Raw genomic sequence first — 13,136 nt, 5'->3', positions numbered from 1 at the left:
TGGGTAATCCACGGAACTAACCGCGTCGACGACGGCAGGCCCGCCCTACCTTTTTTGGTGCCCAACGGCCGTAGGCCGACCAAGAGCAGCAAGCGATGAGCTGCGCCATCAAGGCGCGGCGCTTAGCGCGCATGCTGGAGATTCTTAGAGAATCTTGGGTGGAATTTGCGAACGGCCCGCAAAGGCCCACCGTTGCTGGGTTTTCAGAAACTGGCCGGGTGCCGTTAAACAGGGGGTTGGGTACTGTTAAACAGGGGGTGGGGTGCCGTTAAACAGGGGGGAGCAGCGTTACAGTCGGATGCCTTGGGTCGCCCGATTTCCCATTTGCCCTTAGCATACTCGTCCAGCCTCCAACCCACGGCAGCAAGCTCGGCCAGCGCCTTGCGTGCCGTCTGGCGGCGCTTTTTGATGGTATTCGGGTTCGTCGGTTCATCCGGCCAAACATAGCCGCATAGCGTGTCCAGCTCTACCCGCCCCGACTTACCGAGGTCGATCCAGCCGCATAGTCGTTGATGAATCAGGCGGGCGGGGTCGGTCTGTAGCTTCCTAACTTCGGCCATGTCTATGCGGATGTGCTGCCCGCCCATGATTGCGCGAGCAATAAGAGGGTTCAATGCCACATACAGCTTGCCGTCCTGCTCATCACTTGCGTACTCGGACAGCAATCGGAAGCCCTGCCGCTTCCTTCCATTTTGCGCAATGATAGAGACTTTCCAGAGCCTCTCAATGCAATCGCGTACTGGCCTAGTATTGTCGATATCCGCATAGCCAACCTCACGGGCCAGCGACCGATAGCTACCCTTGACCACCATCGCATCCTGCTGGACGGCTTCCCACTTGGGTTCGAGAAATAGCCGCAGCTGCCGACCGGCTTCTGTCTGAGGATCGGGAGAAAGCACAAGGCCAGAAGGTCCAGCCATTGCTACCAGTCCTTGCAGAATGCGGAGATCGTCGGCCCCCAGCGGTTCCGGCCCACTGAACTCGATACGCTTGCCGTTGCCGTAGTCATATACAACGTCCAGCTTGCTACGCTTGCGTTCGCCACGTTTGAGGCTACGGAACAGGCCGGGTGCCAGACAATGCACCGGGTCGTGCCGGGCGTGAGTCAAGTCATGCTTGCTCACGTTGACGCCCCTTTCCGCTGTCCTGCTTGGCGTCCAACAACTCCACCGGCAGCAACACGCCGCCGTCATGGCGCTGATACCAACGATCAGCGTCAATCTCGGCGTAGTTCTGTTTGCTAACGCCGAAACGAACAAAGAACTTCCGGCGGTTTTCCCCGATAGGCTGTCGGTCATATATGCGATCACTGAGGCGTTCGGCCTCAGCCTCGGTCATTCTGGCGACATAGCCACACCAGCGGGCATTGTCGATTAGAGCGGATGCGCCTCGTGCCGCCTGCTGTTGATCCGTCTGCCCCTCGCGGGCACTGCCCTTGCTGACATGATGCAGATACAGAACTGACGCCCCGGTGCTGGCCGCAATATGCTCCAGCGTGGCGACAAGCCTTGCCATGTCGCCATTGCTGTTCTCGTCCCTGTCATGAATGCGGCTCAGGGTATCCAGTACGATCAACCGGGCATCGGCGCAAAATTCAATGACGCGGGCAAGGTGCCGCTCATCCATCACGTTCAAGCGCTTACCCATGATCGGCTCAAGGGTGAGGTTCTGCGCGATGGCGTCGCGTGACTGCTGGTTCAGGTGCTGGCCAATGGAATGAATACGGCGCACCAGTGCGACTGCCGGGTCTTCTCCGGCGCAATAGACCACGCGGCCAGTACTGGCCGGGGAAAGCCCTAAAAGATCACCACCCGCGACGCTGCACGCGATGGTCATTGCGGCTTCCAGCGCCCAGAAGCTCTTACCTGTGGCTCCGGGAGCCACCAACGCGCCTACTGTCCCTGCGAGGAAGCCCGGCCAAATAAAGTCTAGTGTGGGCGGTTCGTTCTCGAACGCTGCCCGTAAGTCAATCGCCACAATTCAGGCCCCCATTCCGGGGCGAGGGGCCGGGCTTGAATGTTTGCATGCATCAATCCATGCCTCAACCTCAGCCAAATCCCACACGACCTTGCGGCTACTGAGTGCAATGCGCTGAGGGAATTTCCCCTGCTTTTCAAAGTTGTAGATCGTGCGCTCGCACAGCGGAATCATCTCCAGCAGTTGCTTTTTGCTGATGAGAACTTTACTGGCTCTCCTTAATTCTTTTTCCACACCGAATACCTCGTTTTGTCATCGTCCGAGGTTTAATTATTGCCCCACAATGCCGGTGATTTCCAGCATCATAGATGCAATTTTTCTCAATAAAATCAACTAGTTATCGTCCGAAAACTGTCCACCTTTCAAAATAAAAACCTTCGCAGTTCTTTGTTTTTCTTGGCACTTTATTTGACGCAGATAGCGAAAATTGCCTGTCCATCTGGAATACGTTTTACGGACAAAAAAAAGCCCACCGAAGTGGGCATTTCGCTACAAAATGGAGGTCTCAAGGCTCCGAATCAGTCCTAGAGGCGGGGCTTCCTGATTGTCCACTCGTCAATCATGTCCGCCCAATCCTGTAGCATCGCCCGGCGCTGGTCGCGATATTCGGCCTTGTTGTAGACGGCGCGAACGCCCTTCTGTTCGTGCGCGAGGCACTTCTCAATCCAATCGGTGTTATAGCCCGCCTCATGCAGCAGCGTGCTGGCCGTACGCCGCAAGTCGTGCGGTCCGAACTTGCCAAGCGACTGCCCTTCTTTCTGCGCCAGACGATAGGTCAGCGTGAGCACCTGATTGAGCGTGGCGCTGCTCATCGGCAAATCCGAGTCATAGCGCGATGGCAGAACGTACTCCGAGCCGCCCGCGAACGTTTTCAGGGCTATGAAAATGTCCAGCGTCTGCCTCGACAGGAACACCAGATGGGGATTGCGGCGCTTCATCCGCTCCTTGGGGATTGTCCAGAGCGCGTCGGTGAAATTGATTTCGCTCCACGTTGCGTTGGTAAGTTCGCTCTTGCGTACCATCGTCAGCAACAGCAGCTTGGCGGCCGCGCGGATCGAAGGTGTGGTGCCGATGCGCTCCATATACTGGTACATCAAGGCGATTTCATCAGGCGTCAGCGCTCGATCTCGCGGCTCGAACTTGGCGATGGTCGAGGGGCGCACCAAATCGGCCGGGTTTTCGACCTTCTGGCCGCGTTCGATGGCCCACCGAAAGACCTGCATCACGATTTCGCGGCAAAGCACGGCCGTTGCCGGTGCCCCGCACTCCACGATGGCATCAGCCAGCGCCCGTAAATCTTCATGGGTGATTTCTGTCAGCTTCTGGTTGCCGAACTTCGGCTTAAGCTCGCGCTCGAACGTGGCTCGACGCATATCGCGAGTCTTTTCTGCCATCTGATAGCCGCGCAGCCACTTCTCGGCCCACGCGCCGAATGTCTCGGCATCCTTGACGCGTGCTTTGTCCCGCGCCTTCTCCTTGGCTGGAGATTTCCCTGCGGCGATCATCTTCTTGGCTTCACCCAGCCGTTCGCGTGCTTCCGCTAGCGTGATCCCTCCGACACCGTAGCGGCCGAAGGTGATTGTCTCCTGCCTGCCGTGGATCGAGTAGTTGTAGCGGAATGAAATCGAACCCGCTGGCGTGATGGCCACGTAGAGGCCGTCACGGTCATTCACTTTGTAGAGCTTGTCCTTTGGCTTGAGGTTGCGCAGCTTGGTATCAGTCAGCATGGTCGGGTTGGGTTTCCTCTCAAAAATACCATGCTCAAAAAGCCCCACAAATCCTCAAAAAAATTATTTAAGAACAATGTGTTACCTAAATTCAATACCATGAACACCCCATCAGAGGCGGCATGGTATCGAGTGCCGAACATGGCATCAGGTTCAAATCGTACCATCTACCATGCCATAGAAACGGGGTGCTTGGCGATGCGAAAATTTGCCAGACAGTGCTACGCCAAGAACGAAAAAAGCCCGCAGTTACGCGGGCTTATAGGTGTTTTAGTGCTCTTTGATGCCGGTCTATGCCGGACGCGGGATCACTCCCACTCAATCGTAGCTGGTGGTTTACCGCTGATGTCATATACCACGCGGGAGATGCCATTCACTTCGTTGATGATGCGGTTGGAAACGCGGCCCAGGAAGTCGTACGGCAGGTGTGCCCAGTGCGCGGTCATAAAGTCGATGGTTTCAACGGCACGCAGAGAGACAACCCAGTCGTACTTACGGCCATCGCCCATCACGCCAACAGAGCGGACCGGCAGGAAGACGGTAAAAGCCTGGCTAACTTTGTTGTAAAGGTCAGCTTTACGCAGCTCTTCAATAAAGATGGCATCGGCACGACGCAGCAGGTCGCAGTACTCTTTCTTCACTTCGCCCAGAACGCGAACGCCAAGGCCTGGCCCCGGGAACGGATGGCGGTAAAGCATATCGTACGGCAGACCCAGCTCAAGGCCGATTTTACGTACTTCGTCTTTGAACAGCTCACGCAGCGGTTCAACCAGACCCATCTTCATCTCTTTCGGCAGGCCGCCCACGTTGTGGTGAGACTTAATCACGTGCGCTTTACCGGTCGCCGATGCGGCAGACTCGATCACGTCAGGGTAAATTGTGCCCTGCGCCAGCCATTTCACGTCTTCAAGTTTCAGGGCTTCTTCGTCGAAGATTTCAACGAACACGCGACCAATGATTTTGCGTTTGGCTTCCGGATCGTTCTCGCCCGCCAGTTCACTCAGGAAGCGTGATTCGCCTTCCACGTGAACAATGTTCAGGCCGAAGTGATCGCCGAACATATCCATTACCTGCTCAGCTTCATTCAGACGCAGCAGACCATTATCGACGAACACGCAGGTCAGGTTTTTACCGATTGCACGGTGCAGCAGCATCGCCGTCACGGAGGAGTCAACGCCGCCGGACAGGCCAAGGATCACTTTGTCGTCGCCAACCTGCGCACGGATGCGTTCGATAGCGTCGTCGATGATTTTCGCCGGGGTCCACAGGGCTTCACACTGGCAGATATCGATAACGAAACGCTCCAGCATACGCAGGCCCTGACGGGTATGGGTCACTTCCGGGTGGAACTGTACGCCGTAGAAGCGTTTTTCTTCGTTAGCCATAATGGCGAACGGACAGGTTTCGGTGCTGGCAACGGTAACAAAGTCAGACGGGATAGCCGTCACTTTATCGCCATGGCTCATCCACACGTCCAGCAGCGGTTTGCCGTCTGCGGTCAGGGAATCTTCAATACCACGAATCAGGGCGCTGTCGGTCAGAACTTCTACCTGTGCATAGCCGAATTCGCGCTCGCTGGACGCTTCGACATGGCCGCCCAACTGCATCGCCATGGTCTGCATGCCGTAGCACACGCCAAATACCGGCACGCCAGCTTCGAACACGTACTGCGGTGCGCGCGGGCTGTTATCTTCAGTGGTACTTTCCGGGCCGCCGGAAAGAATGATACCGCTTGGGTTAAATTCACGAATCTGCGCTTCGGTGACATCCCATGCCCACAGTTCACAGTAAACACCAAGCTCACGCACGCGGCGGGCAACAAGTTGCGTGTACTGAGAACCGAAATCGAGGATAAGGATGCGATGTTTATGAATGTTTTCCGTCATTGACGCTAATTCCGAGGCAAGTGAAACAAAATCGCCCGGCATTTAGCCGGGCGTGGAAAATATCAGGAGCCCATACGGTAGTTCGGGGATTCCTTGGTGATGGTCACATCATGGACGTGGCTTTCCTGGATGCCCGCACCGCTGATACGCACGAATTCCGCTTTAGTGCGCAGCAGGTCGATGGTACCACAGCCGGTCAGCCCCATACAGGAACGCAGGCCGCCCATTTGCTGGTGAATGATCTCTTTCAGGCGACCTTTATACGCCACGCGACCTTCGATACCTTCCGGCACCAGTTTGTCAGCGGCATTATCCGTCTGGAAGTAACGGTCAGAGGAGCCTTTGGACATCGCGCCCAGAGAACCCATCCCGCGGTAAGATTTGTAAGAACGGCCCTGGTAGAGTTCGATTTCGCCCGGGGACTCTTCGGTACCTGCCAGCATAGAGCCGACCATCACCGCTGCCGCGCCAGCGGCAATCGCTTTGGCGATGTCGCCAGAGAAGCGGATACCACCGTCAGCAATAACCGGAATACCGGTGCCTTCCAGCGCTTCAACCGCGTCGGATACAGCCGTGATCTGCGGAACACCCACGCCGGTCACGATACGGGTGGTACAGATAGAGCCAGGGCCGATACCGACTTTCACTGCGCTGCAACCGGCTTCCGCCAGCGCACGTGCGCCTGCGCCCGTCGCTACGTTACCGCCAATGATTTGCAGATCCGGGTATTTGGCACGGGTTTCACGAATACGCTGCAGAACGCCTTCGGAATGGCCATGAGAGGAGTCAATCAGCAGAACGTCAACGCCCGCCGCAACCAGCGCATCAACACGCTCTTCGTTGCCCGCACCTGCGCCAACCGCCGCACCGACACGCAGACGGCCTTGCTCGTCCTTACAGGCGTTCGGTTTACGTTCCGCTTTCTGGAAGTCTTTCACGGTGATCATACCGAGCAGACGGAATTTATCGTCGACAACCAGCGCTTTCTCAACGCGTTTTTCGTGCATTTTCGCGAATACAACTTCACGCGCTTCGCCTTCGCGAACGGTGACCAGACGCTCTTTCGGCGTCATGTATACGCTAACAGGCTGGTTCAGGTCGGTGACAAAGCGAACGTCACGACCGGTAATGATGCCCACCAGTGAATTGTCTTCGGCAACCACCGGGTAACCGGCAAAACCGTTACGCTCGGTCAGTTCTTTCACTTCGCGCAGGGTAGTGGTTGGCAGAACGGTCTGAGGGTCTTTAACCACGCCGGACTCGTGTTTTTTAACACGGCGAACTTCTTCAGCCTGGCGTTCGATGGACATGTTTTTATGAATAAAGCCAATGCCGCCTTCCTGTGCCAGGGCAATTGCCAGGCGCGCTTCCGTAACGGTGTCCATTGCTGCGGAGAGCATCGGAATATTCAGACGAATGGTCTTAGTGAGCTGAGTGCTCAAATCGGCAGTATTCGGCAGAACGGTGGAGTGAGCGGGAACGAGGAGGACGTCGTCAAACGTCAGGGCTTCTTTAGCGATACGTAGCATGGGCAATATCTCTGACCTGGGTGGTTAAATATTGCCGTGGCATTATACAGAGCGTAACCGATTGCTTCCACATTTTTTTGCGAAAAATACTTGCACTCATCTCTGGGCGGGTTACTATCGACTGAATAACCTGCTGATTTAGAATTTGATCTAGCTCACATGTCATCTCTTCAAAGCCCCGCAATTTTTACCGTTACTCGCCTGAATCAAACAGTACGTAGCCTGCTGGAACGCGAAATGGGCCAGGTCTGGATAACGGGTGAAATCTCCAATTTCACACAGCCTGCCTCTGGTCACTGGTATTTCACGCTTAAAGACGACACGGCGCAGGTTCGCGGTGCGATGTTCCGTAACAGCAACCGTCGCGTAACGTTCCGCCCGCAGCATGGCCAACAGGTACTGGTGCGCGCCTCCGTCACGCTCTATGACCCGCGCGGCGATTACCAGATAATCGTTGAAAGCATGCAGCCCGCTGGTGAAGGGTTGCTGCAGCAGAAATATGAGCAACTGAAAGCGGCGCTGTCAGCGGAAGGGCTTTTCGATCAGCAGTTCAAACAACCGCTCCCCACACCGGCCCACTGTATTGGCGTTATCACCTCGAAAACCGGCGCTGCGCTGCATGACATTCTTCACGTCCTGAGGCGACGCGATCCTTCTCTGCCGGTGGTCATTTACCCCACGGCGGTACAAGGTGACGATGCGCCGGGGCAGATTGTGCGCGCCATTGAACTGGCGAACACGCGTCAGGAATGTGATGTGCTGATTGTTGGCCGTGGCGGTGGCTCGCTGGAAGATTTATGGAGCTTTAACGACGAACGCGTGGCGCGCGCCATTTTTGCCAGCCGCATTCCGGTGGTCAGCGCCGTCGGCCACGAAACCGATGTGACCATTGCGGATTTTGTGGCGGATTTACGCGCCCCTACCCCCTCTGCCGCCGCGGAAATCGTCAGTCGCAACCAGACGGAACTGCTGCGCCAGATCCAGTCTGCTCAACAACGTCTTGAGATGGCGATGGACTTTTTCATTGCTAACCGCACCCGGCGTTTTACCCAACTTAATCACAGGCTGCAACAGCAGCATCCGCAGTTGCGCCTCGCCCGTCAGCAAACCGTGCTGGAAAAACTCCGCCAGCGGATGCGTGTCGCGCTGGATAGCCAGCTTAAACAGGCTACCCAGCGACAACGCCGCGTCGCCCAGCGTCTGAATCAGCAAAACCCGCAGCCGCGGATCTGGCGTGCGCAGACGCGTATTCAGCAACTGGAATACCGGCTGGCGGAAAGCCTGCGCGCACAGTTAAGCGTAACGCGAGAGCGTTTCGGCAAGGCGGTGACGCACCTGGAGGCGGTCAGCCCGTTATCGACGCTGGCACGCGGGTATAGCGTCACCACGGCCGCCGATGGCAAGGTGCTGAAACAGGCGAAACAGGTCAAAACGGGCGATACGCTTACAACCCGTCTCGCCGATGGCTGGGTAGAAAGTGAAGTGAAAAGCGTCCAGCCCGTGAAAAAAACGCGGGCGTCTAAACCCCGCAACGCAGGCTAATTCACGGCTTCGTCGGGGTCAGCAACATAACAAAAAACGCCAGTCCGGCAAAAATCAAAAGCGACCAGGCCGCCCCCAGTACTGCATAGAGTTGCCCAAAAATTATCGCCCCCGCCACCTGCCCCACCGCCAGCATAAAAAAGACAATGCCCACTCCGGCGGCGGGAGCATTTGCCGTTGCGGACGCACCGCACACCAGCAGCACGCCGGAAAGCGTGATATAACCCACGCCACAGAGGGCCGCCGCCGGAATAAGCCACCCGCTATAACCATGACTTACAGCCAGTAGCGCCAGCGGCGCGGCCATAAAAAGCAGCGATAGCCAGTAAACCGGGTTCCAGCCTGTCCGGGCGGCCAGCGCGCCAGTAAAGACGCCAGCAATTCCCGCCCCGCCGCTCACCAGCCACAGCATGCTGGTGGTCTCTTTTTCAAGGTGCAGGTGTTTTTGCAGAATATCGGGCCCAAAGTTCCACCACGCCGCGCTCGCTATCCCACAGATAAACGCAATCAGCGCCAGCCGTCGCAGTGCCTGGCACTGTAAGACCTGCCGCCAGGATTGCTCCTTTTTAGCCCCCGGCGCCCGGGCGGCGGGTAAGTAGCGCATCACCGGTAGCAGGCAAAGCAGAGCAAGCACCGCGAAAGCTACGCAGGCTCCACGCCACCCAAAGGGGATAAAAAGCAGTACCGGTACGGAAAGGATAATGCCGCCGCCAGTACCGGCATTGATAAAGGTGTTAGTGGTGGACTGCCGACGCTCTGCCACCGCCTGGCTGACCGCCGCAGCCAGTGACGGCGATGCCAGCCCCGAACTCAGACCGGCGATAAACAGCCCCAGCGCAAGGTGTAGTACACCTGAAGACAACGCCAGGATCAGCAGCCCAAGCGCAGCGCAGAGTGCCGAGACGATCGCGGTGGTACGGGAGCCGTAACGCCCGGTTACCGGAGCGGCCCAGAGCGAAGAAAAACAGTAGGCGATATAGCTACAGGCGGCGATAACACCCGCCGACCGTGGGCTCAGCGCAATATCCTGCCCTACCGATGGCAGCATCAGCCCCCAGGCAAAACGGGCCATACCATACGTCACTGCGATGAGCAAAAACCCGGTTAACGCAAGCGGTGAAATTGTTTTAGCCACACCCGACCCTCTTTTCTGATTGAGCAGTTAATGATGGTCGAAACCGACAGTTTTGCCGCGTAAGGGGTAAAAAAGGCGAATGTCACATAAACTTGTAGTCAGCCTTGCCAACAATCAGGAGAGCAGCATGACAGCGACACGACTTCACAGTGTTATCCCGCCCTACATCCTGCGCCGCATTATTGATAACGGCTCCGACGTACAGCAAAAGTGCGCCCGCCAGACCCTAACCCACGTCCAGACGCTCATGGCACATATGCCGGGCAAACCTGCCGCGCCGCATGTCGCGAAAGCGGGCCAGTTGCAGCGGGACATTTACGATGCGAAACAGACTCAGGAGTTGCCAGGCACGCAGGTGCGCTTTGAGGGGCAGTCATCAAATGGCGATATCGCCGTAGATGAAGCATGGGAATATCTGGGTGTGACGCACGATTTTTTCTGGAAAATTTATCATCGCGATTCACTGGATAATAAGGGCCTGACGCTTATCGGTACCGTTCACTATGGACGTGAATACCAGAATGCGTTCTGGAACGGTCAGCAGATGGTATTTGGCGATGGTGACGGCGAGATCTTTAACCGTTTCACTATCGCGCCGGATATTGTCGCCCACGAACTTAGCCACGGCGTAACGGAAACCGAAGCCGGGCTGATTTATTTCGAACAATCCGGGGCGCTTAATGAATCGTTATCCGATGTCTTCGGCTCGCTGGTGAAACAATATCTGCATAAACAGACCGCACAAGAAGCGGACTGGCTTATTGGCGAAGGGCTGTTGGCCGCAGGCATCAACGGTAAGGGGTTGCGCTCTATGGCAGAACCTGGCACCGCCTATGACGACCCGCTGCTCGGCAAAGACCCCCAGCCCGCGCATATGAAGGACTTTATAAAAACCCGCGAGGATAACGGCGGCGTACATCTTAACTCCGGCATCCCTAACCGTGCGTTCTATCTCGCCGCCACCGCGCTCGGCGGCCACGCCTGGGAGAAAGCAGGCTACGCGTGGTATGACACCGTCTGCGATCGGGCGCTGGCGCAGAACGCGGATTTTGCGGCGTTCGCCCGTCTGACCGTCGCCCACGGCGAAAAACGGTCGGGAAAAGAGACCGCAGAAGCCATTAAACAGGCCTGGATTGAGACAGGGGTGCTGTGATGAATATTCCCGAGCTCACTGAGGACGCGGTCATTGAGCTTGCCCGCGAAGGGGGGGTGGCGTTTATCCCACAGTTGAGCGGCCTGCGCAGAATCGCCCTTTCCGCTCTCACACCAGAGCAGCGAGCGCGGGTGATTGATGTGTTACAGCAAGCGCTGCCTCGTGGCTTTCCGCCGGGGCAGACGGACTCGCCGGGGCGCGGCGACCAGCGTTATTTCCGCATTCAGATAATCTGGACCCACCACAACCAGGCGCACTATACCGATATCATCTTGCTGGTGCCGGAACAGGAGGCACCGCCCTCGCTGGTGGATTTGTGGAAAAAGGGCGAAAGCGGCGTCTGTGATTAAGCGTCCTGCAGGGCGAAGACCACCCGCTTTTTGGAGATCAGGCCGTGGCCCTGCTGGCAGAAATAGTCCACCGCTCCGCAGGCTTTGAGCACGTCCAGCGGCTTCTGGCACTCCGGGCATAACGCGTTGAGTGCGTAATCTTTATCACAGCCATGACAGTGACCATGCGTGCCAATCAATTCCAGCGGGTTGTGGCAGGTTGGGCATTTAAGATCCATAAATATCCTCCCAGAATGTCAACCGGTGGCGATAATGCCACCGGTATTTCCGACCTTACTTACTTTTCTTGATATGCTTAATCAAGCGCTTACGTTTACGCATCTGGTTTGGCGTCAGCGTATTGCGTTTATCTGCATACGGGTTTTCCCCTTCCTTAAACTGAATACGGATAGGTGTGCCCATCACATCCAGCGATTTACGGAAGTAGTTCATCAGATAACGCTTGTAGGAGTCCGGCAGATCTTTTACCTGGTTGCCGTGAATCACCACAATCGGCGGGTTATAACCACCGGCATGCGCGTATTTCAGCTTCACGCGACGACCGCGAACTAACGGAGGCTGGTGATCTTCAGACGCCATATTCATGATACGGGTCAGCATCGCGGTGCTCTGGCGACGGGTCGAGCTGTCATAGGCTTCACGCACGGATTCAAACAGGTTACCTACGCCGCTGCCATGCAGTGCGGAGATGAAGTGCACGCGAGCAAAGTCGATAAAGCCCAGACGGAAGTCCAGCGTCTCTTTGACCTGCTCTTTCACTTCCTGGCTGAGGCCATCCCATTTGTTGACCACGATAACCAGTGAGCGCCCACTATTGAGGATGAAGCCAAGCAGTGAGAGGTCCTGGTCAGAGATACCTTCACGGGCATCAATAACCAGCATCACGACGTTAGCGTCTTCAATCGCCTGCAGCGTTTTGATTACCGAGAATTTTTCCACCGCATCGGTGATTTTGCCGCGTTTACGCACGCCCGCGGTGTCGATCAGAACGTACTCGCGTCCATCACGCTCCATCGGGATATAAATACTGTCACGCGTGGTGCCCGGCATGTCATAAACCACAACACGCTCTTCCCCGAGGATACGGTTAGTCAGTGTGGACTTACCGACATTAGGACGCCCGACGATCGCCAGCTTGATAGGCAGGTCCTGCGGGTTGAAGTCGTCTTCCGGCTCTTCTTCGCCGTCTTCACCTTTGCCTTCGTCGAACTGCGCCCAGTAGGCAGCGTCTTCATCCAGCTCTTCCGGCGGATCGATTTCATCCATCCACGGCAGCAGAACGTGTTCCAGCAGGCTGACAACACCACGGCCATGCGAGGCGGCAATCGGGTGAATCTCACCCAGGCCAAGCGAGTAGAAGTCGACAACCGCCTGATCCGGATCCAGACCGTCCGTTTTGTTCGCGACGAGGAATGTCGGTTTTTCACGCGAGCGCAGGTGTTTGGCAATGGCTTCGTCAGCCGGCATCAGCCCGGCGCGCGCATCCACCATAAACAGCACCACATCGGCTTCTTCAATCGCCAGCAGCGACTGTTCCGCCATACGGGTTTCTACGCCGTCTTCCGTACCATCAATACCGCCCGTATCGATACAGATAAATTCACGACCTTCGACTTCAGCACGACCGTACTTACGGTCACGGGTCAGCCCCGGAAAATCCGCTACCAGCGCATCACGGGTGCGTGTTAAACGGTTAAAAAGCGTGGATTTTCCAACGTTAGGGCGCCCGACCAGCGCGACCACAGGTATCATGTTTAAAGCCTCATTACTTAGAATTCAAAATCAAAACGTCGCAACGCTGGCGACGTTTTAAAAACAGTAAAACGGCCCCTGCAAC

12 protein-coding genes are annotated in these 13,136 nt (G+C 56.4%); 3 read left to right on the top strand and 9 right to left on the bottom strand.

All coding sequences use genetic code 11. The annotated features are described in order from the left end of the window. Positions 1-224: 224 nt before the first annotated feature. From repC to guaB, 6 genes are all read right to left on the bottom strand, one after another. Positions 225-1,124 carry a replication protein C, IncQ-type gene (gene repC / locus MRY16398_RS07080; RefSeq protein WP_000033721.1) on the bottom strand — a complete coding sequence of 300 codons (900 nt, stop codon included), beginning with the start codon at positions 1,122-1,124 and terminating at the stop codon, positions 225-227. Beyond that, the gene (locus MRY16398_RS07075) at positions 1,111-1,977 is read right to left on the bottom strand and encodes a helicase RepA family protein (RefSeq protein ID WP_016241392.1); all 867 of its coding nucleotides are present in this window, start codon (positions 1,975-1,977) and stop codon (positions 1,111-1,113) included. Before MRY16398_RS07075 ends, repC begins: the two co-directional genes overlap by 14 nt. A 3-nt stretch (positions 1,978-1,980) precedes the next feature. Next, positions 1,981-2,211 (bottom strand): helix-turn-helix transcriptional regulator, encoded by a 231-nt coding sequence (locus MRY16398_RS07070; protein WP_000410046.1) that lies wholly within the window; start codon positions 2,209-2,211, stop codon positions 1,981-1,983. A gap of 290 nt (positions 2,212-2,501) precedes the next feature. Next, positions 2,502-3,704: a tyrosine-type recombinase/integrase gene (locus MRY16398_RS07065; protein ID WP_125124078.1), complete on the bottom strand. Its 1,203-nt coding sequence runs from the start codon at positions 3,702-3,704 to the stop codon at positions 2,502-2,504. Between the two features lie 308 nt (positions 3,705-4,012). Further along, the gene (gene guaA / locus MRY16398_RS07060) at positions 4,013-5,590 is read right to left on the bottom strand and encodes a glutamine-hydrolyzing GMP synthase (RefSeq protein WP_039079792.1); all 1,578 of its coding nucleotides are present in this window, start codon (positions 5,588-5,590) and stop codon (positions 4,013-4,015) included. A gap of 62 nt (positions 5,591-5,652) precedes the next feature. Next, complete coding sequence (gene guaB, locus MRY16398_RS07055; protein ID WP_039079791.1) at positions 5,653-7,119, bottom strand: IMP dehydrogenase; 1,467 nt, start codon at positions 7,117-7,119, stop codon at positions 5,653-5,655. Between the two features lie 159 nt (positions 7,120-7,278). Here guaB and xseA point away from each other — a divergent pair, with 159 nt between their 5' ends. After that, entirely contained in the window at positions 7,279-8,661 is a 1,383-nt protein-coding gene (gene xseA / locus MRY16398_RS07050) for an exodeoxyribonuclease VII large subunit (RefSeq protein ID WP_125124077.1), read from the top strand. A 1-nt stretch (position 8,662) separates the two neighbouring features. Here xseA and MRY16398_RS07045 read toward each other — a convergent pair whose 3' ends face one another. Next, a complete protein-coding gene (locus MRY16398_RS07045; protein ID WP_232034386.1) occupies positions 8,663-9,796 on the bottom strand; it encodes an MFS transporter in 1,134 nt (377 codons plus the stop codon). A gap of 127 nt (positions 9,797-9,923) precedes the next feature. Here MRY16398_RS07045 and MRY16398_RS07040 point away from each other — a divergent pair, with 127 nt between their 5' ends. Both MRY16398_RS07040 and MRY16398_RS07035 read left to right on the top strand, forming a co-directional pair. Then, positions 9,924-10,949: a M4 family metallopeptidase gene (locus MRY16398_RS07040; RefSeq protein ID WP_039079674.1), complete on the top strand. Its 1,026-nt coding sequence runs from the start codon at positions 9,924-9,926 to the stop codon at positions 10,947-10,949. After that, the gene (locus MRY16398_RS07035) at positions 10,949-11,299 is read left to right on the top strand and encodes a protealysin inhibitor emfourin (protein WP_039079673.1); all 351 of its coding nucleotides are present in this window, start codon (positions 10,949-10,951) and stop codon (positions 11,297-11,299) included. The genes MRY16398_RS07040 and MRY16398_RS07035 overlap by 1 nt, the downstream gene beginning before the upstream one ends. Here MRY16398_RS07035 and MRY16398_RS07030 read toward each other — a convergent pair. Both MRY16398_RS07030 and der read right to left on the bottom strand, forming a co-directional pair. Continuing rightward, complete coding sequence (locus tag MRY16398_RS07030; protein ID WP_039079672.1) at positions 11,296-11,517, bottom strand: zinc ribbon domain-containing protein; 222 nt, start codon at positions 11,515-11,517, stop codon at positions 11,296-11,298. The genes MRY16398_RS07035 and MRY16398_RS07030 overlap by 4 nt on opposite strands. Before the next feature lie 55 nt (positions 11,518-11,572). Further along, positions 11,573-13,051: a ribosome biogenesis GTPase Der gene (gene der, locus MRY16398_RS07025; protein WP_125124076.1), complete on the bottom strand. Its 1,479-nt coding sequence runs from the start codon at positions 13,049-13,051 to the stop codon at positions 11,573-11,575. Positions 13,052-13,136: the final 85 nt, after the last annotated feature.

It is taken from the genome of Phytobacter sp. MRY16-398, from assembly GCF_003925915.1.
In the GTDB taxonomy this organism is placed as follows: domain Bacteria; phylum Pseudomonadota; class Gammaproteobacteria; order Enterobacterales; family Enterobacteriaceae; genus Phytobacter; species Phytobacter diazotrophicus.
This window is presented reverse-complemented; position numbering and strand designations above follow the sequence as displayed.